This window comes from Streptomyces sp. NPDC055189 (assembly GCF_053606765.1).
In genome coordinates, this window is record NZ_JBSGSG010000084.1 from 1 (window position 1) to 25,157 (window position 25,157).

The following is a 25,157-nucleotide window of genomic DNA, read 5'->3' on the forward strand; positions in this document are numbered from 1 at the left end:
GGCAGCGGTGTCGCTGCCGGGGCGGACCCGTGCCGGCCGGAACACGCTCGGCCGACGGAGTTCATTCGGCCTCAGCCGAGAAGGTCGAGCGCCTTGTTCAGCGTGGCCGACGGGCGCATCACGGATGCGGCCTTGGCCGGGTCGGGCTGGTAGTAGCCGCCGATGTCGGCGGGCGAGCCCTGGACCGCGTTCAGCTCGTCGACGATGGTCTGCTCCTGCTCGACCAGCGTCTTGGCCAGCGGGGCGAACTCCTTGGCGAGCTCGGCGTCCGCGGTCTGCTTGGCCAGCTCCTGGGCCCAGTACGTGGCCAGGTAGAAGTGGCTGCCGCGGTTGTCGATGCCGCCGACACGGCGGGTCGGCGACTTGTCCTTCTCCAGGAAGGTCGCCGTCGCGCGGTCGAGGGTGTCGGCGAGGACCTGCGCGCTCGCGTTGTTCGTGGTCTGCGCGAGGTGCTCGAAGCTGGAGGCCAGGGCGAGGAACTCGCCCAGGCTGTCCCAGCGCAGGTAGTTCTCGCGGACCAGCTGCTGGACGTGCTTGGGGGCGGAGCCGCCCGCGCCCGTCTCGAAGAGGCCGCCGCCGTTCATCAGCGGAACGATGGAGAGCATCTTGGCGCTGGTGCCGAGCTCGAGGATCGGGAAGAGGTCCGTCAGGTAGTCACGCAGCACGTTGCCGGTGACCGAGATGGTGTCCTCGCCGCGGCGGATGCGCTCCAGGGAGAACGCGGTGGCGTCCACCGGCGACATGATCTCGATCTGGAGACCCTCGGTGTCGTGCTCGGGCAGGTACGCCTTGACCTTCTCGATGAGCTGCGCGTCGTGCGCGCGGGTCTCGTCGAGCCAGAACACGGCCGGCGAGCCGGTCGCGCGGGCGCGGTTGACGGCCAGCTTGACCCAGTCGCGGATCGGGGCGTCCTTGGCCTGGCACATCCGGAAGATGTCGCCGGTGGCGACGGTCTGCTCCAGGACGACGTTGCCGGCCTTGTCGAGCGCGCGCACGGTGCCGGGCGCGGCGATCTCGAAGGTCTTGTCGTGGCTGCCGTACTCCTCGGCCTTCTGCGCCATGAGGCCGACGTTGGGCACCGAGCCCATCGTCGCCGGGTCGAAGGCGCCGTTGGCGCGGCAGTCGTCGATGACGACCTGGTACACGCCGGCGTAGCTGGAGTCGGGAAGCACCGCGAGGGTGTCGTGCTCGCCGTCGTCCGGGCCCCACATGTGGCCGGAGGTGCGGATCATCGCGGGCATCGAGGCGTCGACGATGACGTCGGACGGCACGTGCAGGTTCGTGATGCCCTTGGAGGAGTCGACCATCGCGAGCTCCGGGCCCTCGGCGAGCTCGGCCTCGAAGGACGCCTTGATCTGCTCGCCCTCGGGAAGCGCGGCAAGGCCGTTGAGGATGCCGCCCAGACCGTCGTTCGGGCTCAGTCCCGCGCCGGCCAGCGCCTCGCCGTACGCGGCGAACGTCTTCGGGAAGAAGGCGCGCACGACGTGGCCGAAGATGATCGGGTCGGAGACCTTCATCATCGTGGCCTTGAGGTGCACGGAGAACAGCACGCCGTCGGCCTTGGCCTTGGCGATCTGCGCGGTGAGGAACTCACGCAGCGGACCCACACGCATGACGGAGGTGTCGACGACCTCGCCCGCGAGGACCGGCACGGACTCGCGCAGCACGGTGGTGCTGCCGTCCTCGCCGGTGAACTCGATGCGCAGCGTGTCGGCCTCGGCGACGGTCACGGACTTCTCGGTGGAGCGGAAGTCGTCGACGCCCATGGTGGCGACGTTCGTCTTCGAGTCGGCCGTCCAGGCGCCCATGCGGTGCGGGTGCGCCTTGGCGTAGTTCTTCACCGAGGCGGGGGCGCGGCGGTCGGAGTTGCCCTCGCGCAGGACCGGGTTGACGGCGCTGCCCTTGACCTTGTCGTAACGGGCGCGGATGTCCTTCTCCGCGTCGGTCTTCGGGTCCTCCGGGTAGTTCGGCAGCGCGTAGCCCTGCGACTGGAGCTCGGCGACGGCCGCCTTCAGCTGCGGGGTCGAGGCCGAGATGTTCGGCAGCTTGATGATGTTCGCGCCGGGCGTCTTGGCCAGCTCGCCCAGCTCGGCGAGGGCGTCTTCGATGCGCTGGCTCTCCTCGAGGAACTCGGGGAAGAGAGCGATGATGCGCCCCGCCAGGGAGATGTCACGGCTCTCCACGGCGACCCCGGCCGTCGAGGCGTAGGCCCTGACCACCGGCAAGAACGAATAGGTCGCGAGGGCCGGGGCCTCGTCGGTCTGGGTGTAGATGATGGTCGAGTCAGTCACCGGTGCTCCGCTCCACGTCTGCAACATTGCTCGACATCAAGATATCTCGTGACCGCCCCGACCCACGAAGCGGCCCCGATTCCGTACGTCACAGAACGTAGTGTTCGCTACGTTCCGTAGTGGACCGTGTGAGGAGCGACGTCAGCGCGTCAGCAGCAGCGCGTCGCCCACCGCGCGCTCGGCACCGTCCGACGGCGAGTTGATCACCTTGCCGTTCACCGCCATCGTGACGGAGCCGCCGCCGTCCAGGGCCATGGCGCGCACCGCGCCGAGCGACTTCATCAGCTCCGCTCCTTCATTGAGGCCGAAGCCGTCGCTGTAACCGGGCTGCCGGCCGTCCGCGCCGACCAGGAGCATGCGGCCCTGCCGGTCGACGCCCAGGAGCATGCGCGGGTTGCGCTTGATGCCCCAGGTGTACGCGAAGGAACGGTCACCGGCGCGCTCGATGCCGTCGGCGGCGTAATTCACCGCGACCTCGCCGGCGCGCACCAGCTCGGGGCCGCCGTTGACGATGTCGTCCCGCGGGCCGAGCTTCAGCTCCCTGCCCCGCTCGTCCAGGATCCGCTCCCGCACCTTCACCGCGCCGCCCTGCTTCGCATGCGTACGCAGCCAGGTGGCACCGGAGCCGATGCCCGCCAGGACGCTGCCGCCCCCGGGCACGGCGCCGCCGCGCGGACGCACCTCCTGGACGCGTCCGCGCGCGTCGAGGACCGCCTCCACGCCGTCGCCCGCCGGGGTGTCCGCGCCGAGTTCATCGGTGAACTTCACGATCTCGTCCGGGTCGGTGCAGGTCACGTCGTGCTGCGGGCGCTGGGTCGGTGCGTCGCCGCCGACACCGCCGCAGTTGCGCACCAGGCCCGGCACGCGGTTGATGCCGTCCACGACCGCGGACGCCGCGCCCGCGCCGACCTCGAGCTCCGTGCTGAGCTTCTCGAACTCCGGGCGCAGGCCGTCACCGCGCAGCACGGCCGCGATCCGGCCGTCGGTCGCCGCGCTCTGCAGCTCCCCGTCGTAGGCGGCGATGCCGGCCGCCGCGCCCGGCACACCGTCCTTGCCCTCCATGACGAAGAAGCCCGCGTTGACACCGAGCAGGGCGTCCTCGCCCGCGGCCATGCCGCTCACCGTCTCGCGCCCTGCGACGCCTTTTCCGTACGTCCCCTTCAGCGCGCCGCGGTAGCGCTTCGGGTCGATGACGGCCACCTTGACCCGGGCCGTTCCGGTGCCGGGCGCGCCGTCGGCGCCGGTCCACTCGCTCACCGCGTCGAACCCGGCCGCCGCGAGGGCCTTGCGCGCGGCGTCGGCATCGGTCCGTGCGGCGTACTCCCCCACCCGGACCCGCACGCCGATCACCCCGGACCTGTCCGAACCCCGCGGCCACGAAACCGGCTCGGCACGCGCACTGAACCCGGCGCCCCGCACCCGCCCTGCCAGGGCCTCCGCGTCCCGCACGGCGGAGAGATGAGCACCGTCGGCGCGCACCGTGACCGTCCAGTGATCGGCACCGGGGCGGCCCTGGACGCTCCCCTGGTACAGGTCGACCCCGGCGGCGAGGCGGTCGTGCTGCCAGTCGGCGACGGGCCCGGGAACAGCGGCAGTCGCAGCGGCGGCGGTGTCGCCGTACCGGTCGACGACGACACCGGGGGCGAGCAACCCCGTCGCGGCGGCGGCGACCACCGATACCTTCGCGGCGGCTCTGAACGGACGGCGGGCAAGGGCCACGGGAACTCCTGGGTCGCGTAGGGACACCCGCAGCGAACGCGAGCGTGCGGACGGAGATCGATCCCAGGAGTGAATACCAGAAGTCCGGCCGGAAAACAGGGCCCTGACCCCGCATCGGGCCTGCTTCAGCCCCCGTGGCCGGTGGAGCGCGCGCGGTGGCGGCGTACCGCGTCGCGATTCGCACACCGCCCTGAGCAGTAGCGCTGCCGGCCGGTGCGGGAGGTGTCGGCGAAGATCGCGGCGCATTCGGTCACGGCGCACCGTCGCAGCCGGTGCATGCCGCGCCCCGCCAGATGCAGCGCCGTACCGACGGAGATCAGCTGGCACAGCAGGGCGCCGAGCGGCAGCCGGTCGTCGCGGTAGTGCAGGTGCCAGCCCGAGCCCGCGTGGTCGGTCAGCCGCGGATAGGCGGCCGATGCCGCCAGCATCCGGTTGAGCAGCTCGGCGCGCTCCTCCTCGTCGCCCGCGTCGACGACCTTCTCCCACGCGTCCAGCGCCTCCAGGGTGCGGTCGAGGTCCTCCGGCACGACGGGGTGCTCCAGGACGAGCCCGGCGGCGCGGCAGCGGTCCGCGAGTTCCCCCGCGCTCTTCGGGCGCCGGTTGGCGAGGTCGGCGGCCAGGTTCACGACCTCGTGGCCGTAAGGGTTGAGGTGCATAAGACCATTACATCAGGCTGACCGGCATGACTCAACGCACCGCGGACCACGGAGATCACGGAGATTACGGAGACCATCGGGACCACGCCCGCATACGTCAGGCGACGCAGGACGACATCCCGGAGCTCGTACGCCTGCGGGCGCTGCTGTTCGAGAACCTCGGCGGCGAGTACTTCAACCCGTCATCGGGGGACGACGGCTGGCGGCATGCCCTGGCCGTGGTCCTGAAGGAGCAGTCGGCCACCGGCGGCATGCGCGTCCTCGTCACGGACGGCGACGCGGGCCTTGCCGCGTGCGCCGTCGGCTCGGTCGAGCAGCGCCTTCCCGGCCCGCATCTGCCCAGCGGCCGGGTCGGGCTCGTGATCGGCGTGGTCACCGACCCGGCGCACCGGCGGCGCGGGCACAGCCGCTCGCTCATGCGGGGCCTGCTCGACTGGTTCCGGGAGCGCGAGGTGGCCCGCGTGGATCTGTACGCCTCCCCCGAAGGCGAACCGCTCTATCGGGACCTGGGCTTCGTCGACCACCCGGACCCCGCGCTGTACTGGCGCCCGTAGCGCCCCGTCCCGGCCCGGGTACGGCCGGGCATCCGGCCCCGCTCGTGTGGCCCGCACGGCGTCCGCGGTCCACCGTGAACCAGTACGAGGTGTTGCCGCGACGTCGGCGGGTAGCCGGGGCACCGCACCGGAAGCCGCCGTGGGAGCGCGCGGAACGAAGTGACGAAGTACTGGAGGAACACCGTGAGCGAGGAGCTGCCCGAGACGCGGGGCGAGGACGAGACGCCCGTACCGAGGGATCTGCCCGATCAGCAGGCGTCGGACGAAGAGGACCAGTGGGAGCCGCAGGACGAGTCGGCCACCACCGGCAACGCCCCGGACGCCGACGACGACGTGCCGGACACGGACGAGGCGGGCACAGGCCGGCGCGGCGCACCGCACACCGGCGGCGTGCGCCCGGACCAGCCGGTGCCGGACGAGCCCGCCGACTGAGCGACGAGCCCTCCGGCCCGGCAGCGGTCCCGGTCAGTCGGCGGACACGGCCAGGGTGAACGAGTGGCCTGCCGGATCGCTGTAGGTCCGGGTGTCATGGGGCCCCGAGTTGTCCTTGGTGTCCACGGGCCGGGCGCCGAGGCCGATGGCCTCGCGCTCCGCCTCGTCCATGTCGCCGCGGGCCACCAGGATCCTCAGGTGAGCCTGCTGCGAGTCCTCCGGCCGGGGCCAGCTGGGAGGTGCGTAACCGTAATCCCGGTGGACCGCCAGGCAGATGCCGTCCCCGTCGAAGACCTCGACATAGTCGGGGTCCTTGCTCAGGCGGGCCGTGCCCCCGAGCAGCCCCGCGTAGAACTCCGCGAGATCCTCGGGCTGGGCACAGTCCAGGACAAGAACGGCGGTCTTCTGTATGGCCATGGGATCCTCTTCTGTCCGCTTCCGTCGATAAAGTCGATGAAGTTGAAGTCGTTGAAATAGATGAAATGGGGCGGCGGACATCTCGTCCGGCCGCCTCGCGACAGTCCGAGTGCCCCGCCCGGCCGCAGGCATGCGCCCGGTCGGCCCGCGCGCGTCCCGGTCCCTGAACGGGCGTCTCCGCTTCGGCCGGATCCGCCGTATGATCACCCGCACAGAGTCGAACTCCACTACCACGCAGCCATGTTCGAGGGGACGGGATCGCGACGAAGTCCTCTGCAAGGGGGACTGTTCTGCCTCTCCGTCCGCAGCACCCCGCGGGGTGACTAGCATGGCGCGGTGTGTGGTCCGGAAGATCGCCGTCCTCTTTGGTGTTCTCGCCGGGCCCGCGACCGATGCGTAGTCGGTCGGCTCGTTGCTCACCTGCACTCAAGGACCGAGGGACCGCTGAATGCCCGTGCCTGCTCCCCCCAGCCCGCACCGAATAGCGAAGGCGCGGCAGCGCGCGTCGGCCGTACCCCTGATCGTCCTCGTGGTGGCCGCCGCAGCCGGTGCCGGCGCGTGTTTCGCCGCCCCCGACAACGCCCGCGCCTGGACGGCGGGTTCCGTCGCGGCGGGCTGGCTCTGTCTGGCGATCGCCCTCGTGACCGGTTCACAGGTCACCAAGCGGGTCCGCTCCGCCGCCGCCGCGGACCATGCGGAGGCCGCCTCCCTCAAGGCGCAGCTGGCCCGCCAGGGCGCCGAGTCCGCGCACCTGGTGACCGTCACGCTGCCGACCGTCGTGAAGCGGCTGCGCGACGGGGCGAGCGCGAACGAGACCCTGGCGCAGACGGCTCCGCCGTCGGATCCGCAACTGCGTCAGGTCGTGCAGGAGTTCGCCTCCGTGGTGGAGGAGACCGTGCGGCACGCCGCCGTCGTCGAGTCCCGGCGCGACCAGGCCCAGGGGCAAATCGCGCAGGCCGCCGAGGAGTTGGACCAGCTGACGGCGGTCACACTGCCCACCGCGATCGAACGACTGCGCGATGGCGCGTCCGCCGACACGGTCCTGGCCGGTCTCGACTGGCCGCACAATCCCCTGCTGCGGGTCCCTGCAGAATCGTTCGTACGGGAGCTCGCCTACAGCGAGCGGCGCGCCGCGGCCGCGCAGGCGGCCTCGGCCAAGGCGCTGAGCCGCGTACAGGCCAAGTCCGTGGGCATGCTCGCCGACCTGCGAGACATGCAGGAGCGGCACGGCGTCGAGGTCTTCGGTGACCTCCTTCGCCTGGACCACAGCACCTCCCAGCTCGGCCTGATGACGGACCGTCTCGCCCTCCTGATGGGCGGCCGCTCCAGCCGTGCCTGGAACAAGCCGATCGTCATGGAGAGCATCCTGCGCGGCGCGGTGGGCCGGATCTCCGCGTACCAGCGGGTGCGGCTGCACTGCTCGACGACCGTGGCGATCGCCGGGTTCGCCGCCGAGGGCGTCATGCACGTGCTCGCCGAGCTCATGGACAACGCGGCGAACTTCTCCCCGCCCATCGACGAGGTGCACGTCTATGTGGAGGAGCGCAGCGCAGGGATCGTCGTGACGATCGAGGACAGCGGCCTGAAGATGGCCGACGCGGCGATGCGCCGTGCCGAGGTGTCGGTCTCCGGACATGTGACGGACCTGGCCTCGCTGCAGGGCACCCGCCTCGGCCTCGCCGTGGTCGGGCGGCTCGCCGCCAAGTACGGCATGAGCGTCAACTTCCGCCCCTCGTCGCGCGGCGGCACCGGTGTCGTGGTGCTCCTGCCCCCGCAGCTCCTGGCCCAGCAGCGCGACCCCGCCCCGCAGCAGCTCGCCCCCCGCAGCGCCGAACCGGCGCCCGTAGCGGCTCCCGAACCGGCCCCGGTGGCGCCCGCGCCGCAGGCCCCGGAGATCCCGGCTGCCCGGGAGTACCCCGCCGCCCCGGAGGCACCCACGGCCCCCGTACCGCCCGCGGCTCCCGCCGAGGCCGCGCCCCGGCCGGCACATGCCCGCCCCGCCGCCGCCACGACCAACGGCCTGCCCGTGCGCGCCCCCGGCCGCACCATGGCCGAGGCGGAGCGCGAGCGGCAGCAGCGCAGGGCGGCGTCCGACGCCGCGGCGGGGGCCGGGACGCTCTCCGGTGACGCGGGGCTGCCGCCGCGTGACGCCGGTTCGCGTTTCGGGGCCTTCCACCGCGGGCGGCGGGGCACGGGCGACGTTCCCGGCTCCCCCGCGACACCCGACTTCCCCGACGGGTCCGGGCCGCCGCCCGCCGAGTAGAACGAAGCCTCCCGCACGGCGCCCGGGCTCTGGCGCCCCCTTCCCCGCTCGAGATCGTGAGATTGGAGGGACGGGCAGGTGACCGGAGATCCGGCGCATCTCGCCCCGCCTACCATGCAGACCACTGACAACAGCCTGACCTGGCTCCTGCAGAGCCTCCTCAAGCGCACCCCCGGTACACGGCACGCCCTGGTTCTCTCGCGGGACGGCCTGAAGCTGTGCTGGAGCGAGCATCTGACGCTCGACCAGGCTGACCAGCTGGCCGCGATCTGCTCCGGCATCCAGGCACTGGCCCAGGGTGCTTCCGTGGAGTTCGGCGACGGAACCGGCGGCGTGCGGCACTCCATGACCGAGTTCCACGGCGGGTTGCTCTTCATCGTCGAGGCCGGACAGGGAGCGCACCTGGCGGTCGTGGCGGAGGAGAACGCCGACCCCGGTGTGGTGGGCCATCAGATGACCGAACTGGTCGAGCAGATCGGTGAGCACCTGCGCGCCGAGCCGCGCGCGAACGGCGAAGGAAGCGGCTCCTCGTGACGCCGCGCAGGCCGGTGGACATCGGTGATCCGGACCGCCTCTACACGGTCACCGGTGGCCGAAGCCGAGCCGATGACGATTCGTTCGACCTGGTCACGCTGATCGTGAGCGAGTGCGAGCCCACTGCAGGCATGCAGTCGGAGCACGTACGGATTCTCGAGCTGTGCAAGCATCCGACGGCCGTGGTGGAGATCGCCGCGGAGATGAAGCTGCCGATCACGGTGGTGCGGATCCTCCTGGGTGACCTGCTCGCGATGAGCCGGATCACCGCCCGCCATCCCCGCGCGGCCGGCTCGGCCGCCTCGATCCCCGATTCCGCCCTTCTCAAGGAGGTGCTCCATGGGCTCCGCAACATCTGAGCTGCCCTCCCGTACGCCGCTGTCCGACACCGCCGAGACGGGCCTGAAGATCGTCGTCGTCGGCGGCTTCGGGGTCGGCAAGACCACGCTTGTCCGGTCGGTCAGCGAGATCCGGCCGCTGAACACCGAAGAGGTGATGACGCAGGCCGGCATAGGCGTCGACGAAACGTCCGACGTGGCCGCCAAGACCACCACGACGGTGGCGTTCGACTTCGGCCGGATCAGTCTCAACGAGCGTGTGGTGCTCTATCTGTTCGGCGCGCCCGGCCAGGAGCGCTTCTGGTTCCTGTGGGACCGGCTCTTCTCCGGCACGCTCGGCGCGGTGGTACTGGTCGACACGCGGCGGATGGACGACTCCTGGTACGCCATCGACCGGCTCGAACACCACAGGACGCCGTTCGTGGTGGCCGTCAACCGGTTCGACGACGACGGCTCGGCCCACTCCCTGGAGGAGATCCGCCAGGCCCTGGCGCTGCCCGACCACGTGCCGCTGATCGACTGCGACGCACGGGTGAGGTCGTCGGGCAAGGACGTCCTGATCACCCTCGTGGACCACCTGTACGCACTGGCCATGGCCCAGGAGATGACACCGTGACCGAGCCGACCGGATTCCCTTCCGAGCAGAGCCCCCCGCCGGGATGCCCGGCCCACGCGGGCGGGGTTCCTGGCGCGGTGCGCCTGGGCGGTCTGGAGTACCAGCAGACGCCCTCGCAGCTCTACCGCAGCCTGCGCAGGGAGCACGGCGCGGTCGCGCCGGTCCTCCTGGACGGCGACGTGCCCGCGTGGCTGGTGCTCGGCTACTCCGAGGTCAGCTATGTGACGGGACACGACGAGCTGTTCGCCCGTGACTCGCGCCGCTGGAACCAGTGGGAGAACATTCCGGCCGACTGGCCCCTGATGCCGTTCGTCGGCTACCAGCCCTCGGTCCTGTTCACCGAGGGCGCGGAGCACCAGCGGCGGGCCGGGGTGATCACCGAGGCCCTGGAGGGGGTCGACCAGTTCGAACTCGCGCGGGACAGCGCCCGGATCGCGGACCGGCTGATCGCCTCGTTCGCCGGCAGCGGCCAGGCGGAGCTGATGGACGCGTACGCACACGCGCTGCCCATGATCGCCGCGGTGCAGATGTGCGGCATGCCGGACGCGAGCACGGACACGCAGCAGCTCGTGGAGGACCTGCGGATCTCGCTCGACGCGCACGAGGGCGACGACCCCGTGGCGGCGTACACGCGCGTCGGGGAGCGGATCCAGCTCCTGGTCAAGGAGAAGCGGGAGAAGCCGGGTGCGGACATCACCTCGCGGATGCTGCAGCATGCGGCGGGCCTGACCGACGAGGAGATCGTCCAGGACCTGATCTCGGTCATCGCGGCGGCGCAGCAGCCGACGGCCAACTGGATCTGCAACACGCTGCGGTTGATGCTGACCGACGAGCGGTTCGCCCTGAACGTCTCCGGCGGGCGGCTGAGCGTGGGCGAGGCGCTCAACGAGGTGCTGTGGCTCGACACTCCGACCCAGAACTTCATCGGCCGCTGGGCGGTGCGCGACACGCAGCTCGGCGGGCGGCAGATCCGGGCGGGCGACTGTCTGGTGCTCGGCCTCGCCGCGGCCAACACCGATCCGCAGATCTGGCCGGAGTCGCATGTCGGCCCGGAGAACTCCGCGCATCTCTCCTTCAGCCACGGCGAGCACCGCTGCCCCTACCCGGCTCCGCTGCTCGCCGATGTCATCGCGAGGACCGCGGTCGAGACGCTCCTGGAGCGGCTGCCCGACCTCGTGCTCGCGGTGGAGCCGCAGGAGCTGACCTGGCGCCCGTCCATCTGGATGCGGGGCCTGGCGTCGCTGCCGGTGCAGTTCACGCCCGTGGCGCACTGAGAACCGGGGCGCCGCTTTCGGGCGGCGCCCCGGTCGGGCGGGATCAGGCGGTGACGGGGGTGAACTCCACCGGCAGCGCCTGCGGTCCGCGGGTGAACACGCCCTGCTCGACGGGGTCGAAGCCCTTCGCGAGGCGTACGTCCGGCATGGCGTCCAGGAGCTGGTCGACGCCGATCTCCACCTCGGCCTTGGCAAGCAGCGCGCCCACGCAGAAGTGCCGGCCGAGGGCGAAGGCCAGGTGGTCGGCGGCGGCGGAGAACGCGGTCGTCGTGGTCAGGTCGTCCCGGAAGATGTCGAAGCGGTCCGGGTCGCTGTAGCGCTTCTCGTCACGGTTGGCCGAGCCGATCAGGCAGGTGACGGTGGCGCCCGCGGGGATGGTGCCGCCGGTGACCTCCACGTCGGTCGCCGACTGCCGCATGATCATGTGGACGGGCGGCGTGTGGCGCAGGGTCTCGGCGAAGGCGCGGGCGATCAGGCTGCGGTCCTGCCGGACGGCTTCGAGCTGCTCGGGGTGCATCAGGAGGTTGGCGAAGATGCTGGCGATCGCCTTGTCGGTGGTCTCGCCGCCCGCGGCGAGCAGCAGACTGCAGAAGGCCTTGATGTCCTCGTCGCTCATCCGTACGCCGTCGACCTCGGCGGCGCACAGCGCGGAGAGCAGGTCGTCTCCCGGGTTGTCCCTGCGCTCGCGGATGATCGGGATCATGTACTCGGCGAACTCGACCCGGGTGCGTTCACCGGCCGCCGCGACCTCGGCGTCGCCGGACAGGTTGCCGAGGAAGGCTATGACGGTGGTGTACCAGCCGTGGAAGCGCGCGTGGTCGGATTTGTCCAGGCCGAGCATGTCGGCGATCACGTTGACGGGGAAGCGGGTGGCGTAGTCCGCGACCAGGTCCACGCTGCCGGTGTGCCGGAAGGTGTCGATGAGTTCGCGGGAGTTGCGCTCGATGACGGGCAGGAATTTGTCCTGGAGCTCCCTGCCGCGGAACGCCGGGGCCACGAGCGCCCGGCGTACGGAGTGCTCCCGGCCGCTGAGCTGGAGGATCGTCTTGCCGTGGACGGGCTCGATCTGCCAGTCGTAGTTGTCGGTGGTGAACTGCGAGCTCTTGTCCTTGAAGACGCGCTCGACGTCCTCGTACCGCGAGACGATCCAGCTCTGGGTGGCCTCGTGCCAGAAGAGCGGCGCGTTCTCGCGCATCACCTGGTAGGCCGGGTACGGGTCCTTGGCGAACTCGGGCGAGAGGATGTCGGGGACCTGCTGCGCGGTGGACATGGAGCTCCTAGGTCAGAAAACAGCAATGCTCACCAGGCTATTGATCACCTCGTGACCCAACCAGCCCCTGCCGGTCGATCGTTGAGCGCTACACTAATGTTGGCCGAAAATCACCCCTCGCCCCGCCGGATCGAAGGCGGCGGGGCGAGGGGGAGCAGTGATATACGGTCGCCGGGACGGCTCAGCAGCTGAGCTTGTCGCCCGTTTCGACGCCGAGGATTCCGGTGAACTGGGTGTAGTTGTTGATCCGGCTCTGGACCTGCTCGGGGTTCTTCCCGTCGCACTCCAGGCTGCCGTTGATGCTGCGGATCGTCTCGCCGAATCCCGCGCTGTTGACCATGGCGTTGTGCGGCGTCATCGTGCCGGGACCGTTCTGCGTGTTCCAGTACCAGAGGCCGGTCTTCCACGCCACGGCCGCGTCGTTCTGCACGAGGTCGGGGTTGTTCAGGAGGTCGATGTTCAGGGCGTCGCCCGCGGCCTTGTAGTTGAAGTTCCAGCTGAGCTGGATGGGGCCGCGACCGTAGTACTTGTCGTTGCCCGCCGGGCAGCCGTATGGCTGGGAACTGTCGCAGTAGTGCGGGTAGTTGGCGGTGTTCTGCTCGACGACGTGGACCAGGCCGCCCGTCTCGTGACTGACGTTCGCCAGGAAGGCGGCGGCCTCCTGCTTGCGCACGGTGTCGCTGCCGGTCCCGGTGAAGTCGGGGTAGGCGCTGAGGGCCGCCTTCAGGCCACTGTAGGTGTAGAAGGCGTTCCGGTTCGGGAACATCTGGTTGAACTGGGACTCGCTGACGGGGAATTCGGCCGCGGCGGCGCTCTTCCCCGCCTCCGCCTTGTCCGCCTTCTCGGCGGAGGCGTTGGGCGCGAGGGTCAGGAGGGTGAGGGCGGCGACGGACGCGGTCGCGGTCAGCGCGGCAAGGACACGAGGACGCATGGGGGATCACTCCTTGGACGGCCGGCGCATGCGCGACCGACCGCCGTACGGTGGGGGGATGTGCGGTCAGGAGGCGCGCCGGGCACACCGGGGCTGCGGCTTTCCGGAATGCCTCCCGCCGTTGGACTAGACCATACCGAGTGACGCATTCACGTCAAGAGGTCGACGGATAAGGCCAGTTGAGAGGCCCTGCGGAGCGCATCAGACTGAACTCGCCCCACCCAGAGCCTCGATCTCGCCGACGACAAACGCGGCAAAAAAACGGACCCACCAGAGGCCGCAGCTCCGCCCAGCGCTCCTCCTCCCCCGACACGTACACGGCCCGGGCGTGCGCGGGCACAGGCCGGTGGGCCGCGGGGAGCCGGACAAGGACCCGGTTCGCCGCGGCGCCCTTGGACGTCACGGCCCCGGTCGCCAGGGTCATCCAGATCCGGGCCAGTGTCAGGACGACGTTGCGCGTGTCGGACGCGAGCTCCGCGACGAGCCCGGGCACGCCGGCGACGATCGCACGCGCAAGGTCCCCGGGGGGTACGGGAGCAAGCACCTACGGTGTCCTCGGTCTGCGTCACCCAGGTCCCTTCCCTGGCGGCGCCACAGCGGCGGACGAACCGGACAAGGATCGCAGGGACCGGGGGCCGTCGCGGGGTCGGCGGGTTTCCGACGCGTCTGCCGGGAGCCGGCGCGGACGTACACTGAAGCGGTGTCGGGCAGGTCCCTGCTCCGCCCGGCCATCTGTGCTCGGCCCTCATCGACCCGGATCCGGTTCCCGGCGACCGGTCGTGCGGCGCACAGGTAGCGTTCCCGGGCCGCCTTGGCCCTTCGGCCCGTACGCAGATATCCCCCTGTGGGGCCCCGCTCGCCTTACGCGTATCACCGCGGTTTCCGGCTCGCCGTCGCCCCTGCCCTCCCATCGGGCGTGCGCGGTGCGCCGCGGACCGCCTTCGAGGGGACTGTTGTGAAGCTCAGCGCACTGCTCGACGGACACGACCACCACGTTCTGCACGGTGACCCGGGCGTCCCGGTCACCGCGGGACTGACCTTCGACGCCGGGCAGGTGACGTCCGGATCGCTGTACGTCGCCGTACCCGGCCATGAGGAGGGCGGGCCCGGAGGCATCGGCCTGGCCCTGGAACGGGGGGCCGTGGCGGTCCTCGCCGAGGAGGGCCCGCTGCCGGCCGCGGACATCGCCGACCAGGTGTGCGTGGTGCGGGTGAGCGATGCGCGGGCCTCCGCCTCGCTGCTCGCCTCCCGGTACTACGGACGGCCCGGCCACGCGATGGACGTCGTGGCGATCACCGGCACGAACGGCAAGACGTCCGTCTCGTACATGGTCGAATCGGTGCTCAGGCTGGCCGAGGGTGCGCAGGTGGGGGTGATAGGCACCTCGGGCAGCCGGATCGGCACGGAACGGATACCGATGCCCCGCTCGGTGTTGAGTACTCCCGAGTCGCCGGATCTGCACTACCTGCTCGGCCACATGCGCGACCGCGGCACGAGCAGCGTGGTGCTCGAGGCCACGTCGATGGGTCTGCTGCAGCGGCGTCTCGACCATGTGCCCGTATCCGTCGGTGTCTTCACCAACCTCACCCGGGACCATCTGGACGACCACGGCACCATGGAGCACTACAAGGACGCCAAGCTGCGTCTGTTCACCGGTCTGTGCGACCGCGCGGTGGTCAATGCCGACGATCCGGTCAGCTCCGAGATCATGGCCCTGATGCCGGGTGCGGTCACCACGTACGGCCTGGACGCGCCGGCGGACTACCGGGCGGACGACCTGGTCGTGGACGCGATGGGCACCCGCTTCACGCTCCTGCACGAGGGCCGCAAGTACCCTGCCGCGATCCCGGTACCGGGCCGCTTCTCGGTGTCCAACGCGCTGGCGGCCCTCGCCGCCTGCCATCTGCTGGGGCATGAACTGCCCGCCCTGGTCCGGGCCCTTGACCGGATGCCGCCCACTCCGGGCCGGCTCGAGCGCTTCACCACCGCACAGGGGGTCTGCGTGATCGTCGACTACGCGCACTCGCCGGACTCGCTGGAGAAGGTCCTCGCCACCATCCGCGGCTTCGCGACCGGCTCGGTGATCACCGTCTTCGGCTGCGGCGGCGACCGCGACGTCACCAAGCGCGCGCTGATGGGCGAGATCGCCGGCCGCCACTCCGACCGGTGCGTGCTCACCTCGGACAACCCCCGCAACGAGGACCCCGAGGCCATCCTGGACCAGATCGTTCCCGGTCTGACCGCCACCGGGACGCCCTTCGACCGGGTGGCCGACCGCCGGGCCGCGATCTCGCGCGCGCTGTCGGCCGCGCGGCCGGGCGACACCGTGCTGATCGCGGGCAAGGGCAGCGAGCCGCACCAGATCGTCGGCGAACAGCTCATCCCCTTCGACGACATGACCGTGGTCCGCGAACTCGCCGCACTGTAGGAAATTCACGCAAGCGAATGTGCGATTAGTCCACCGTCCCGCCGCGCGCAGTGCGAATCGGGCACTGGCGCGGCCGGGTACACCGCGTTTACGGTCCCTGCATTTGCCGTACCGCACCGCGAACGCCGGGGTGCCGTCATCAGGGAGCTGCCCGTGCCCATGGAGTCATCGCCGTCCGTCACCGAGATCGAGACGCACGGAGTCGAACGCATCCCGGACGCGGACCGCACGGCCGGGCCGCTCGACCTGTTCCGGCTCTCGTTCGGCGGCGCCAACACGTTCGCCACCTGCGTGCTCGGCGCGTTCCCGATCCTCTTCGGCCTCTCCTTCTGGCAGGGGCTCGCGGCGATGCTGCTCGGACTGCTCGTCGGCTCCCTGCTTCTTGCCCCGATGGCGGTGTTCGGGCCCCGCAACGGCACGAACAACGCCGTCTCGTCCTCGGCGCATCTGGGCGTGCACGGCAGGATCGTCGGCTCCTTCCTCTCGCTGCTCACCGCCGTGGCGTTCTTCTCGCTCTCGGTGTGGAGCTCGGGGGACGCGCTCATCGGCGGGGCGCACCGGCTGCTCGGCGTGCCGGAGAGCGACGTGGCCTACGGCTGCGCGTACGCGGTCTTTGCCGCGCTCGTGCTCGCCGTGTGCGTCTACGGGTTCCGCTTCATGCTGCTGGTGAACAAGATCGCGGTGGTGGCGGCGACGCTGCTCTTCGTCCTCGGCCTCGTCGCCTTCGCGGGGGACTTCGATCCCTCGTACGCGGGGATCTTCACTGCGGGCGCCGATCAGGCCACGCAGGACCTGTTCTGGCCGTCCTTCATCGGCGCCGCGCTGATCGTGCTGTCCAACCCGGTCTCCTTCGGCGCCTTCCTGGGCGACTGGGCGCGCTACATCCCCGCCGAGACCCCTCGCCGCAAGGTGATGGGCGCGGCGTTCCTCTCGCAGGTCGCCACGGTCCTTCCGTTCGGCTTCGGCCTGGCGACCGCGGCGATCATCGCCGAGCAGGCACCGAAGTACATGGACCCGGCCGCGCCCAACTTCGTCGGCGGCCTGCTCGCGATCGCGCCCGGCTGGTACTTCCTGCCGGTCTGCCTGATCGCGCTGATCGGCGGCATGTCGACCGGCACGACCGCGCTCTACGGCACCGGCCTGGACTTCTCCTCGGTCTTCCCGCGGCTCGGCCGGGTCCAGGCCACCGTCCTGATCGGCGTCCTGTCCATCACGTTCATCTTCGTGGGCCGCTTCGGCTTCAACCTGGTCCAGGCGATCTCCACCTTCGCCACGATGATCATCACCTGCACCGTTCCGTGGATGATCGTCATGATGCTCGGCTATGTCACCCGGCGCGGCTGGTACGACCCCGAGGCACTGCAGGTCTTCACCCGCCGGCAGCACGGCGGCCGCTACTGGTTCGCGCGCGGCTGGAACTGGCGCGGCATGGCGGCCTGGTGGACCGGAGCGGTGACCGGCGTGCTTTTCACCAACATCCCCGGCCAGTTCGTCGGGCCCCTTGGCGACCTCGCCAACGGCGCCGACATCAGCCTCCCGCTGGGCGCGGCCGTCGCCGCGGTCGTCTACCTCGCCCTGCTCGCGGCCTTCCCCGAGCCGCGCGCGGTGTACGGGCCCGCCGGGCCGCGCTGGGTGCGGGCGGCCGAAACCCCGATCGCCCCGATCACCGGGCCGCCCGGCGGGGACGGGGTCAGCGCGCCGTCTCGAACTCGCGCTTGAGGTTCTTCAGCGTCCGGTCGATGTTGCCGACCTGAAAGACCGCGAAGGTCTTGCCGCCCGTGGCGACGCGGTCGAAGGCGTTGGCCACGAAGGTGGGCCAGGAGCGCCTGTCGTCCGTCCAGGTCTCGGTCACCTTGGTGCCGCCGCCGCTGTCCTCGAACCGGTACTCCCAGGTGGCGATCGGGGCCCGCAGGCGGGGGCGCTTGAGGCCGATGGCGTGCACGCGGAAGGCGAAGCGCTTGCCCGGATCGGCCTCGGTCACCGTGCAGCGCGTGGTCCAGCGGAACGGGCCGCGCTTGTTGTGCCCCTCGAAGACCAGGCCGACGGCGGCGGGCTCTTCGCTTCCGGGCACGGTGGCACCGAGGTTCTCCGGGCTCCACCGCCCCATCAGGGCGGGCTGGCTGACCTGCTCGTACACCGACTGCGGTGACGCATCGACCAGGATGCTGCGGGACACTGTGAACGTGCGGGTCATGACAACTCCGATCCTTGTCCCGCGACCTTACTCATCAGTAGCTTGAATGTCAGCCCCCTCCCCCGCCACGCGGGCGGTCCGTGGCCACAGGGGTGTCTCAGACAAGGCCGGTCACGGTGACCGTCACCTCGGCCGGATCCCCGGCCGCCCGCTCGACGGCCCTCGCCGCGGCCGACCGCACCTCTCGCGTCACGTCCAGGGCCCGCCGCCCCCGGCGCAGGACCACGTGCACCTCCACGCCCCAGCCCCCGGCCTCCTTCCGCCTGCGCACCTGCACCCCGGCGGAGCCCGCCGGAGTACCGGGCAGTCCGCGCCTCAGCAGAGCCGAGGACCGCAGGAGGTCCGCGAGGCCGGGTCGCAGGAAGGCCACTCCGGGGACGTCGAGGACCGCCTCCATGACGGCATCCGCCAGCACCCGGGACACGTCTCGGTCACTCACAGCTGCCGCCCTTCCGTGATCTCGTCGTCGATGACATCGGTGATCGTCACGTCGACGCCCGCGATCCGCATGCCCAGTTCGCCGTCCACCGCCTCGATCACCCGGCCGCGCACCAGGTCAGCGGCCTCCGGCAGATTCCACGTAAGGGGGACCTGCACCCCGATGCGCACGTTGACCGGGCCCCGCGCCAGGCGTCCCGCGGGCGCCGCGGCGCTCCCCGGGGCCAGCGGATCGATACGGCAACTGCCCGCGCGCACGCCCGGCAGCGACTCGGCCGCCGCCCGGATGGTCCTGGCCGCGGCGGCCTCCACGATCCACGCGTCCTCGTCCTCGTCGCCCAGCGGCAGCGTGCGGCCCGGCCGCAGTTCCAGGCGCACCACGTCCATGACACGGCCGGTGAGCGCGGAGGTGTCAGGCTCCTCCCGCGGCGTCACCTCGCGCGCCTGCGTGACGATCCCCTCAAGGTGCCGCAGGGCGTTCACGGCCTGCGTGCAGTGCGGGCAGCTCTCGATGTGGGGGTCGGCCGTGCCCGCCTCCACCTGTTCCCACACGTACGACAACTCGCGGCCGCAGGGCAGCAGTTCGTCATCCGGCAGCACTCCGAAGCCCGCCTCCCGCTCATTGTCCGGTGTCTCGTTGCCCGGTGTCTCATTGCCGCGTGTCTCGCCGTCCGGCGCGGATTCCCCGTTCACCGCCATGCCGCCATCGCCTCCGTCAGATAGCGCCGCGCTCTGAAGACCCGGCCGCGGACCGCCTCCGGGCTGATGCCGACCGACTCGGCGATGGACTCGTACGACGCGCCGTCCAGTTCGCGCAGCACCCAGCACACCCGCTGTTCCGGCGAGAGGCCCTCCATCACCCGCGCCAGATCCCGCACGGCGGCATGCGCCTCGGCCGCTCGCGCGGGCGAGACCTCGTGCTCCGGCGCGGGCGGCTCGGGCATCGAGTCCAGGGCCACGACCGGGCGCCGCGAACGCAGCACGTTCAGGCAGCGGTTGGTGACGATGCGATAGATCCACGTACCGAACTGGGCGTCACCGCGGAACTCCGGCAGCTTGCGCCAGGCGCTGACGAAGGAGTCCTGGACGGCGTCCTCCGCCTCCGGACGGCTGCCCAGCAGGCGCGTGGCCAGGCGCAGGGCCATGGGCGCGTGGCGGTGCACGAGCGCTTCGAAGGCCTCCTCGTCACCCTCCGCCGCCCGCACCGCGAGCAGCCCGTCCTCACGTCTCGCCGACGCATCCGCTTCCTCGGTCGTACCGCCCCGGTCGCCCGGCACACGCGGCTCCTCTCACTTCGATCGTGCTCGTACGACACACGAAGGGCCCTCCGCGTTACGCGGCCCCGGCACGCTACATGCCCGGCAAAGAAATTCCCGCGAGGCGCGTAACAGGCGTACTGCACCCGGGTCAGAGCAGGAGAAGAGCCGGAGACGGCCCCCTCGCGGGGGCCGGGACCGACGGCGCAGTCACCGGGAAATCCCTGACGACGACTAGGAGATGCCACCATGGCGACGCAGGACCTCACTTCGAACGCGGCCGTGTCCGTCAGCAGCGAGAAGGACCTCACCGGCGGGGCGCGCAAGAGCCCTCTGGGAGCCACCACCGTCACGGGCGGTACGGGCGCGGCCGAACCGGCGGCGACCCGCGGCAAGACGTCCATCGCCGATGTCGTGGTCGTGAAGATCGCCGGCATGGCGGCCCGCGAGATCCCCGGCGTGTTCGACATGGGCGGCGGCCTCTCCCGCACCATCGGCGCCGTGCGCGACCGTGTTCCCGGCGGGCGCCCCAACGTCGGCCGGGGCGTGAAGGTCGAGGTCGGCGAGCGGCAGACGGCGATCGACCTGGACATCGTCGTCGAGTACGGCGTGCCCATCACGGACGTCGCGCACGACGTGCGCGAGAACGTCATCTCCGCGGTGGAGCGCATCACCGGCCTCGAGGTGGTCGAGGTCAACGTCGCCGTCAACGACGTCCGCCTGCCCGGCGACGACACCGCGGACGCCGGCGGCGAGACGCGCGTCGAGTAACGCACCGGAGCAGGTCGTCCCCCTTTTTTCGGTCTCTGGTGTGAGGTGAGTGGTGAGCACAGCCCTGGTCGGTCTGATGGCCGGCATGGCCCTGGGATTTGCCGGGTGGTTCGGCGGTTTCGGCGCGTTCCTGCTGGTCGCCGCGCTCGGCGCGGTCGGCTTCGTCCTGGGTCGCCTCGTCGACGAGGGCACGGACATCCGTGCCTTCCTCGGCGGGCGCGACCGGGAGCGTCGATGACCACGCCCCCGGCGGAGCGCGGCACGACGACCATCGCGGACCGCGCGGTGCGCCGCATCGCTGAACGCGCCGCGACGGAGGCGCTCGCCCCCGGCGCGGTCGAGGCCGGTCGGGGTTCGGCGACCGTGCGCGGGCGCCGCGCCAAGGTCGGGGTCACCGTGACGCTGCCCTATCCCGCGGTGCTCGACGAGGCGGGCGAGAGCGTGCGGTCGCACGTCGCCGAGCGCACCGCCCGGCTCACCGGTCTCACCGTGCCCTCGGCGCGCATCCGCGTCCGGGGTCTGTCCCGCCGGGAGCGGCCCGCCGGACGGCTCGCCCCACCGGCGACGGAGACCGGAGCCACGGAAAAGGCCGCGGGCCGCGCACGCCGCCCGTGGTCCCAACGCCGCCTCCCCGTGGCGGTGTTGGCTCTTGCCGCCGCCGCGGTCTGCGGGGTGCTGCTGTACGACGTGGTGTCGGTGCACGCGGCCGGGAACGCTCCCGCGCGGTGGCGGGTCCAGACGATGGAGTGGCTCGCCACGCACGGCCCGGACGGCGGCGCGACCCCGGACGTTCTTGCCGCGGTCACCGTGTTCGCGCTCGGTGTGTGGCTGCTGGTCATCGCCGTCACGCCGGGCCGTCGCGGCCGGCTCCCGATGAAGCCGCCGCTGCCGGGCGTGCACGCGGTCCTGGAGCGGCGGGCGGTGGCCATCCTGCTGCGCGATGCCGTGACCGACGTGCCCGGCGTCGGCAAGGTCCTGGTCAAGGTCGGCCGCCGTACGGCGCGGGTGCGCGCCGGTCTCGCGTTCGGCGATCCGGACGGCGCGCGGCGGGCGGTGACCGAGGCTGCCGGGGAGGCGGCCGCCGGGCTCGGCCTCGCGAGACCGCTGCGGCTGCGCGTACGGCTGAGAACGGAACCCACGTGGAGAGGAACGCCCCCTGATGAGTCGACTCCGTAGCAGCGCGAACCGCTCAACTCTGCTCTGCACGGCGGTAGTTCTCCTGGGCGCCGGGGCCGTGCTCGCCTCCACGGCCGCTCCGGTCCGCGACCGGCTGCCGGCGTCCTGGCCCCGGGTCGGGGCCGACCGGGTGTGGCTGGACCAGGAGGCGCTGGGCCGCTGGCGCGATCACGGGTGGTGGACTCCGGTCGCCATCGCCGCGCTGGCCGTCGCTGCCGTCCTGTTCCTGTACTGGGCCCTCGCCCAGATCCGCAGCGGCCGGCTGCGCGAACTCCCGCTCGGGCAGCCGGGTGTCACCCTCTCCGCCCCGGCGCTGGCCTCCGTGATGGCCGAGCGCGCCCGGGCCGTCGACGGCGTGGCCCGCGCCGACGTACGCCTGCTGGGGCGCCCGCGACGGATGCGGGCCCGCATCACGCTGGTCCTGGATCCCGACGCGTCCCCGGAAGCGGTCCTCGGCGAACTCGCCCGGGGCACGATCGCCGAGGCACGGACGGCGGCGGCGCCCCGCGCCCTGGAGGCCGACGTGCGCCTGACGACCCGGCCGCACCGCGCGCCCCGCATCCACTGAGCGCGCCGGGGCGCGGCGGCAGGGCTCTACTGCTGCAGGGCTTCCAGCGTGGTGCTCAGGTCGGCGGCGCGGGGGCGGTTGTGGGGAAGCCGGGTGAGGGCGGCCGCCATGCCGCAGGTGTTGGTGACGGCGGAGTAGACCAGGCCCGCGCCGATACCGGCGGCCAGCCAGCGTGCGGCCTTGAAGCGGGTTCCGGCGGCCAGGCCGATGACGACCAGGGACCCGGCGGCCAGACGCACCTGGCGTTCCATCGCCCAGGCCGTCGGCGCGCCCTCGGAGGGCTGCAGGGGGTGGCCCTGCGCGGCCCAGGCGGTGGTGCCGCCGACGAGGGTGGCGGCCGGGATGTCGGCGGCGGCCAGCTCGGTGCCCGCGGTCGCGGAGCGGTTCCCGGAGGCGCAGACCATCAGGAGCTCGCCGCGGGCGGCGGCGGCCTTCAGCTCGGGCAGCGCCTGGTGCAGGTCGCCGAGGGGGATGTTGTGGGCTCCGGGGAGGTGGCCGGAGGCGTACTCGCCGGGGCTGCGGACGTCGATGACGGTGTAGCGGTCCAGACGGGCGGCCGCCTGGGCGGGCGCCAGATCCGTGGGGGCCAGATCGGTGGGGACCGGATCGGTGGGGGGAGTCATGTGGAGCTGTCCTTTCGTTGAGCCAAGGCTCTCACTCCGGCGCAGAGCATGATCGCCGGGATCATCATGGTGATCGGCCACTGGATGGGGCAGGGCCCGCGATCACCACGACAGATCTCCACCATCGCATGAATGCCGAAAACCCCCGCCGCACCCGGTCGGGGCGGCGGAGGCAGCGGCGGTGTCCGTCAGCTCTTGGGCATCAGGACGGTGTCGACGATGTGCACCGTGGCGTTGGCCGTCGGGACGTTGCCGCAGACGACCTTCGACGAGTCGTTGACCTTGTACTCCTTGCCGGAGCCCGCGGTGGTGAGCTTGCTCTTCTCCAGCGTTTCGTAGGAGCCGTTCTCCAGGTCCTTGGGCGCCAGCTTCTGGCCCACCACGTGGTAGGTGAGGACCTTGGTGAGCATCGCCTTGTCGTTCAGGACCTTGTCCAGATCGGCCTTGGGGATCTTGGCGAACGCGTCGTTGGTCGGCGCGAACACCGTGATGTTCTTGGCGTTGTTCAGGGTGTCGACGAGACCGGCCTTCTTGACCGCGGTGACCAGGGTGGAGAGCTCCGGGTTGTTCGACGCGGCGGTGGCGACCGGGTCCTTCGCCATGCCGTCGAAGCTGCCCTTGCCGTCCTTGGGCACGGAGGCACAGGCCGGCCCGAACGGCTCGTCCATGGTCATGGCGTCGTCCGACTTGCTCGCCTTCGCGCTGGGCGAGGAGTCGCCGGCCTTGGTGTCCTTGTCACCGCTGTCCGAGCACGCCGTCAGGGCGATCGGCAGCACCGCCGCGGCGGCGACGGCGACCGCGGTGCGGCGGAGGCGGCTGGGGTACGTAGACATGGCGGACATGGTCTGCTCCTTGCGTCGTTGCATGTGCGTGGGGGTGACCGCGAGCCGGCGGCATCAGGTGGGGGACGCGGACCGCCGCTGTTCTTCGCTCACATGGGGAATTCGGAACGGAGCGGGCCGGGGTTTGGTCAGCGATCCGCATTCACCCGATCAGGCACACTCCGCACACCTGTCCCCCGCCGGCGTCAGTCACCCCGGTGCACCGCTCAGGCGCCGCGGGCCTGCTCGAAGCGGGCCCGGCCCTCGGTCAGTTCGACGATGGGGTCGGGATAGTCGAGCGCCGCCCGGTCCTTGTCCGCCAGCTTCCACGGCTCGTGGACGAACCGTTTCGGTACGTCGGCGAGTTCGGGCAACCAGCGCCGTACGTAGCTGCCGTCCGGGTCGAAGCGCTTGCCCTGGATCACGGGGTTGAGGACCCGGTTGGGCCGGGTGTCGGTGCCGGTGCCCGCCGCCCACTGCCAGTTCAGCTGGTTGTTGGCGACGTCACCGTCCACCAGGAGGCTCAGGAAGTGCCGGGCGCCCACCCGCCAGTCCACGTAGAGGGTCTTGGTGAGGAAGCTCGCCACCACGAGGCGTGCCCGGTTGTGCATCCAGCCCTCGTGGCGCAGCTGTCGCATCGCCGCGTCCACGAAGGGGTAGCCGGTGCATCCGCTCAGCCAGGCGGCGGTCTCCTTCTTGTTCGTGCGCCACCGGTCGCCGTGCGAGCGGTAGTCGCGGGCCGCCGCGTCCGGGCGGGCCGCGAGCACCTGGTGGTGGAAGTCGCGCCAGGCCAGCTGCCGGATGAACGCCTGCGCCCCCGGCGAGCCCTCACGCGTCGCCCGGTGGATGACTTCGGCCGCCGACAGGGTGCCGAAGTGGAGGTGGGGCGAGAGGCGTGACGTGGCGTCGCCCGCGACATCGTCCTGGCCGTCCTCGTACCCCGCGATGCCACCGGACAGCCAGTCCTTCAGCCGCTGCCGCCCCGTGCTCTCGCCGCCCCTGTCGAGGCCCGGCGAGACGCCGGTGATCTCCGCCCGCGGGCGCACCGGGTCCGACGTCACGTCGGCGACCCGCACCTTGCGCGGGGCGGCCACGACATCCCGTACGCCCGCTGCCGTCCAGCGGCGGAAGTACGGGGTGAACACGGCGTAGTGGTCCTTGCCCGCCGGGAGCAGCTCTCCCGGCGTGACGGCCGTGATGACCGCGTCGTGCACGACAAGACGGCAGCCGGTGTCGTCCAGCGCGTCCCGCAGCCGTTCCTCGCGCCGCGTCGCGTACCGGCTGACCCCGCCCGCGACGTGCACCCCCACCGCCTCGGTCTCCTCCACCAGCTTGCGGACCTGGTCGACGACGTCGCCGCCGCGCACCACGAGGCGCCCGCCGCGCTTGCGCAACTCCGAGTCCAGGTCCTCCAGGCAGTCGGCGAGGAAGGCGCGCCGGTTCGGGACGGCGAAGCCCGTGTCCCGCAGCCCGTCGTCGTACACGAACAGCGGGACGATCCGGTCCGCGTCACGCAGCGCGGCACGCAGCACCGGGTTGTCGTGCAGACGCAGGTCGGACGTGAAAAGGACGATCGATACGGTCACT

26 protein-coding genes and 1 pseudogene are annotated in these 25,157 nt (G+C 71.4%); 13 read left to right on the plus strand and 14 right to left on the minus strand.

The window, feature by feature from the left end; translation table 11 throughout:
* Positions 1-71 precede the first annotated feature (71 nt).
* The 3 genes from ACWFR3_RS37615 to ACWFR3_RS37625 form a co-directional block, all read right to left on the minus strand.
* Positions 72-2,291 carry an NADP-dependent isocitrate dehydrogenase gene (locus ACWFR3_RS37615; RefSeq protein WP_453739197.1) on the minus strand — a complete coding sequence of 740 codons (2,220 nt, stop codon included), beginning with the start codon at positions 2,289-2,291 and terminating at the stop codon, positions 72-74.
* Between the two features lie 141 nt (positions 2,292-2,432).
* Positions 2,433-4,010 (minus strand): phosphodiester glycosidase family protein, encoded by a 1,578-nt coding sequence (locus tag ACWFR3_RS37620; protein ID WP_453739198.1) that lies wholly within the window; start codon positions 4,008-4,010, stop codon positions 2,433-2,435.
* A 125-nt stretch (positions 4,011-4,135) separates the two neighbouring features.
* Positions 4,136-4,666, minus strand: coding sequence for a CGNR zinc finger domain-containing protein (locus ACWFR3_RS37625; RefSeq protein WP_453739199.1), 531 nt, complete (start codon positions 4,664-4,666; stop codon positions 4,136-4,138).
* Positions 4,667-4,692: 26 nt separating this feature from the next.
* Here ACWFR3_RS37625 and ACWFR3_RS37630 point away from each other — a divergent pair, with 26 nt between their 5' ends.
* Together ACWFR3_RS37630 and ACWFR3_RS37635 are read left to right on the plus strand one after the other, a co-directional pair.
* A complete protein-coding gene (locus tag ACWFR3_RS37630; RefSeq protein WP_453739200.1) occupies positions 4,693-5,220 on the plus strand; it encodes a GNAT family N-acetyltransferase in 528 nt (175 codons plus the stop codon).
* A 183-nt stretch (positions 5,221-5,403) separates the two neighbouring features.
* Positions 5,404-5,652, plus strand: coding sequence for a hypothetical protein (locus tag ACWFR3_RS37635; protein WP_453739201.1), 249 nt, complete (start codon positions 5,404-5,406; stop codon positions 5,650-5,652).
* Between the two features lie 33 nt (positions 5,653-5,685).
* Here the strand turns inward: ACWFR3_RS37635 and ACWFR3_RS37640 are convergent, their stop codons facing one another.
* Positions 5,686-6,069 carry a VOC family protein gene (locus ACWFR3_RS37640; protein ID WP_453739202.1) on the minus strand — a complete coding sequence of 128 codons (384 nt, stop codon included), beginning with the start codon at positions 6,067-6,069 and terminating at the stop codon, positions 5,686-5,688.
* A gap of 448 nt (positions 6,070-6,517) precedes the next feature.
* Here ACWFR3_RS37640 and ACWFR3_RS37645 point away from each other — a divergent pair, with 448 nt between their 5' ends.
* The 5 genes from ACWFR3_RS37645 (at position 6,518) to ACWFR3_RS37665 (ending at position 11,094) form a co-directional block, all read left to right on the plus strand.
* On the plus strand, positions 6,518-8,332 hold the full coding sequence (locus ACWFR3_RS37645; RefSeq protein ID WP_453739203.1) for a sensor histidine kinase: 1,815 nt from the start codon (positions 6,518-6,520) through the stop codon (positions 8,330-8,332).
* A gap of 114 nt (positions 8,333-8,446) precedes the next feature.
* Entirely contained in the window at positions 8,447-8,866 is a 420-nt protein-coding gene (locus ACWFR3_RS37650; protein ID WP_453739204.1) for a roadblock/LC7 domain-containing protein, read from the plus strand.
* Positions 8,863-9,225 (plus strand): DUF742 domain-containing protein, encoded by a 363-nt coding sequence (locus ACWFR3_RS37655; RefSeq protein ID WP_453739205.1) that lies wholly within the window; start codon positions 8,863-8,865, stop codon positions 9,223-9,225. The genes ACWFR3_RS37650 and ACWFR3_RS37655 overlap by 4 nt, the downstream gene beginning before the upstream one ends.
* Complete coding sequence (locus ACWFR3_RS37660; protein ID WP_453739206.1) at positions 9,206-9,820, plus strand: GTP-binding protein; 615 nt, start codon at positions 9,206-9,208, stop codon at positions 9,818-9,820. The genes ACWFR3_RS37655 and ACWFR3_RS37660 overlap by 20 nt, the downstream gene beginning before the upstream one ends.
* Positions 9,817-11,094: a cytochrome P450 gene (locus ACWFR3_RS37665; protein WP_453739207.1), complete on the plus strand. Its 1,278-nt coding sequence runs from the start codon at positions 9,817-9,819 to the stop codon at positions 11,092-11,094. Before ACWFR3_RS37660 ends, ACWFR3_RS37665 begins: the two co-directional genes overlap by 4 nt.
* Before the next feature lie 43 nt (positions 11,095-11,137).
* On the opposite strand, the gene ACWFR3_RS37670 is transcribed toward ACWFR3_RS37665, so the two are convergent.
* The 3 genes and pseudogenes from ACWFR3_RS37670 to ACWFR3_RS37680 form a co-directional block, all read right to left on the minus strand.
* On the minus strand, positions 11,138-12,364 hold the full coding sequence (locus ACWFR3_RS37670) for a cytochrome P450 (RefSeq protein WP_453739208.1): 1,227 nt from the start codon (positions 12,362-12,364) through the stop codon (positions 11,138-11,140).
* 181 nt (positions 12,365-12,545) lie between these two features.
* Positions 12,546-13,295 carry a chitinase gene (locus ACWFR3_RS37675; protein ID WP_453739209.1) on the minus strand — a complete coding sequence of 250 codons (750 nt, stop codon included), beginning with the start codon at positions 13,293-13,295 and terminating at the stop codon, positions 12,546-12,548.
* 154 nt (positions 13,296-13,449) lie between these two features.
* Positions 13,450-13,839, minus strand: a pseudogene (locus ACWFR3_RS37680) (DUF4111 domain-containing protein); the annotation flags it as partial.
* Between the two features lie 411 nt (positions 13,840-14,250).
* Here ACWFR3_RS37680 and ACWFR3_RS37685 point away from each other — a divergent pair.
* The gene (locus tag ACWFR3_RS37685; RefSeq protein WP_453739210.1) at positions 14,251-15,723 is read left to right on the plus strand and encodes a UDP-N-acetylmuramoyl-L-alanyl-D-glutamate--2,6-diaminopimelate ligase; all 1,473 of its coding nucleotides are present in this window, start codon (positions 14,251-14,253) and stop codon (positions 15,721-15,723) included.
* Between the two features lie 159 nt (positions 15,724-15,882).
* Positions 15,883-17,442 (plus strand): purine-cytosine permease family protein, encoded by a 1,560-nt coding sequence (locus ACWFR3_RS37690; RefSeq protein ID WP_453739235.1) that lies wholly within the window; start codon positions 15,883-15,885, stop codon positions 17,440-17,442.
* Here the strand turns inward: ACWFR3_RS37690 and ACWFR3_RS37695 are convergent.
* The 4 genes from ACWFR3_RS37695 to ACWFR3_RS37710 form a co-directional block, all read right to left on the minus strand.
* Positions 17,414-17,917: an SRPBCC family protein gene (locus ACWFR3_RS37695; protein WP_453739211.1), complete on the minus strand. Its 504-nt coding sequence runs from the start codon at positions 17,915-17,917 to the stop codon at positions 17,414-17,416. The genes ACWFR3_RS37690 and ACWFR3_RS37695 overlap by 29 nt on opposite strands.
* A gap of 97 nt (positions 17,918-18,014) precedes the next feature.
* Complete coding sequence (locus tag ACWFR3_RS37700) at positions 18,015-18,356, minus strand: Asp23/Gls24 family envelope stress response protein (protein ID WP_453739212.1); 342 nt, start codon at positions 18,354-18,356, stop codon at positions 18,015-18,017.
* On the minus strand, positions 18,353-19,054 hold the full coding sequence (locus ACWFR3_RS37705; protein ID WP_453739213.1) for an Asp23/Gls24 family envelope stress response protein: 702 nt from the start codon (positions 19,052-19,054) through the stop codon (positions 18,353-18,355). Before ACWFR3_RS37705 ends, ACWFR3_RS37700 begins: the two co-directional genes overlap by 4 nt.
* On the minus strand, positions 19,045-19,632 hold the full coding sequence (locus tag ACWFR3_RS37710) for an RNA polymerase sigma factor (protein WP_453739214.1): 588 nt from the start codon (positions 19,630-19,632) through the stop codon (positions 19,045-19,047). The genes ACWFR3_RS37705 and ACWFR3_RS37710 overlap by 10 nt, the downstream gene beginning before the upstream one ends.
* 228 nt (positions 19,633-19,860) lie before the next feature.
* On the opposite strand from ACWFR3_RS37710, the gene ACWFR3_RS37715 reads away from it, so the two are divergent.
* From ACWFR3_RS37715 to ACWFR3_RS37730, 4 genes are read left to right on the plus strand one after another with little or no spacing between them, the layout of a single operon-like run.
* The gene (locus ACWFR3_RS37715) at positions 19,861-20,382 is read left to right on the plus strand and encodes an Asp23/Gls24 family envelope stress response protein (protein WP_453739215.1); all 522 of its coding nucleotides are present in this window, start codon (positions 19,861-19,863) and stop codon (positions 20,380-20,382) included.
* Positions 20,383-20,434: 52 nt separating this feature from the next.
* Positions 20,435-20,620 carry a hypothetical protein gene (locus ACWFR3_RS37720; protein WP_453523719.1) on the plus strand — a complete coding sequence of 62 codons (186 nt, stop codon included), beginning with the start codon at positions 20,435-20,437 and terminating at the stop codon, positions 20,618-20,620.
* Positions 20,617-21,558: a DUF6286 domain-containing Asp23/Gls24 family envelope stress response protein gene (locus tag ACWFR3_RS37725; RefSeq protein ID WP_453739216.1), complete on the plus strand. Its 942-nt coding sequence runs from the start codon at positions 20,617-20,619 to the stop codon at positions 21,556-21,558. The genes ACWFR3_RS37720 and ACWFR3_RS37725 overlap by 4 nt, the downstream gene beginning before the upstream one ends.
* Entirely contained in the window at positions 21,542-22,126 is a 585-nt protein-coding gene (locus ACWFR3_RS37730; RefSeq protein WP_453739217.1) for an alkaline shock response membrane anchor protein AmaP, read from the plus strand. The genes ACWFR3_RS37725 and ACWFR3_RS37730 overlap by 17 nt, the downstream gene beginning before the upstream one ends.
* Positions 22,127-22,152: 26 nt before the next feature.
* On the opposite strand, the gene ACWFR3_RS37735 is transcribed toward ACWFR3_RS37730, so the two are convergent.
* The 3 genes from ACWFR3_RS37735 to ACWFR3_RS37745 form a co-directional block, all read right to left on the minus strand.
* Entirely contained in the window at positions 22,153-22,749 is a 597-nt protein-coding gene (locus ACWFR3_RS37735) for a rhodanese-like domain-containing protein (protein WP_453739218.1), read from the minus strand.
* Between the two features lie 188 nt (positions 22,750-22,937).
* Positions 22,938-23,582, minus strand: coding sequence for a fasciclin domain-containing protein (locus tag ACWFR3_RS37740; RefSeq protein ID WP_453739236.1), 645 nt, complete (start codon positions 23,580-23,582; stop codon positions 22,938-22,940).
* Positions 23,583-23,797: 215 nt separating this feature from the next.
* Positions 23,798-25,156, minus strand: coding sequence for a cryptochrome/photolyase family protein (locus ACWFR3_RS37745; protein WP_453739219.1), 1,359 nt, complete (start codon positions 25,154-25,156; stop codon positions 23,798-23,800).
* Position 25,157 lies beyond the last annotated feature (1 nt).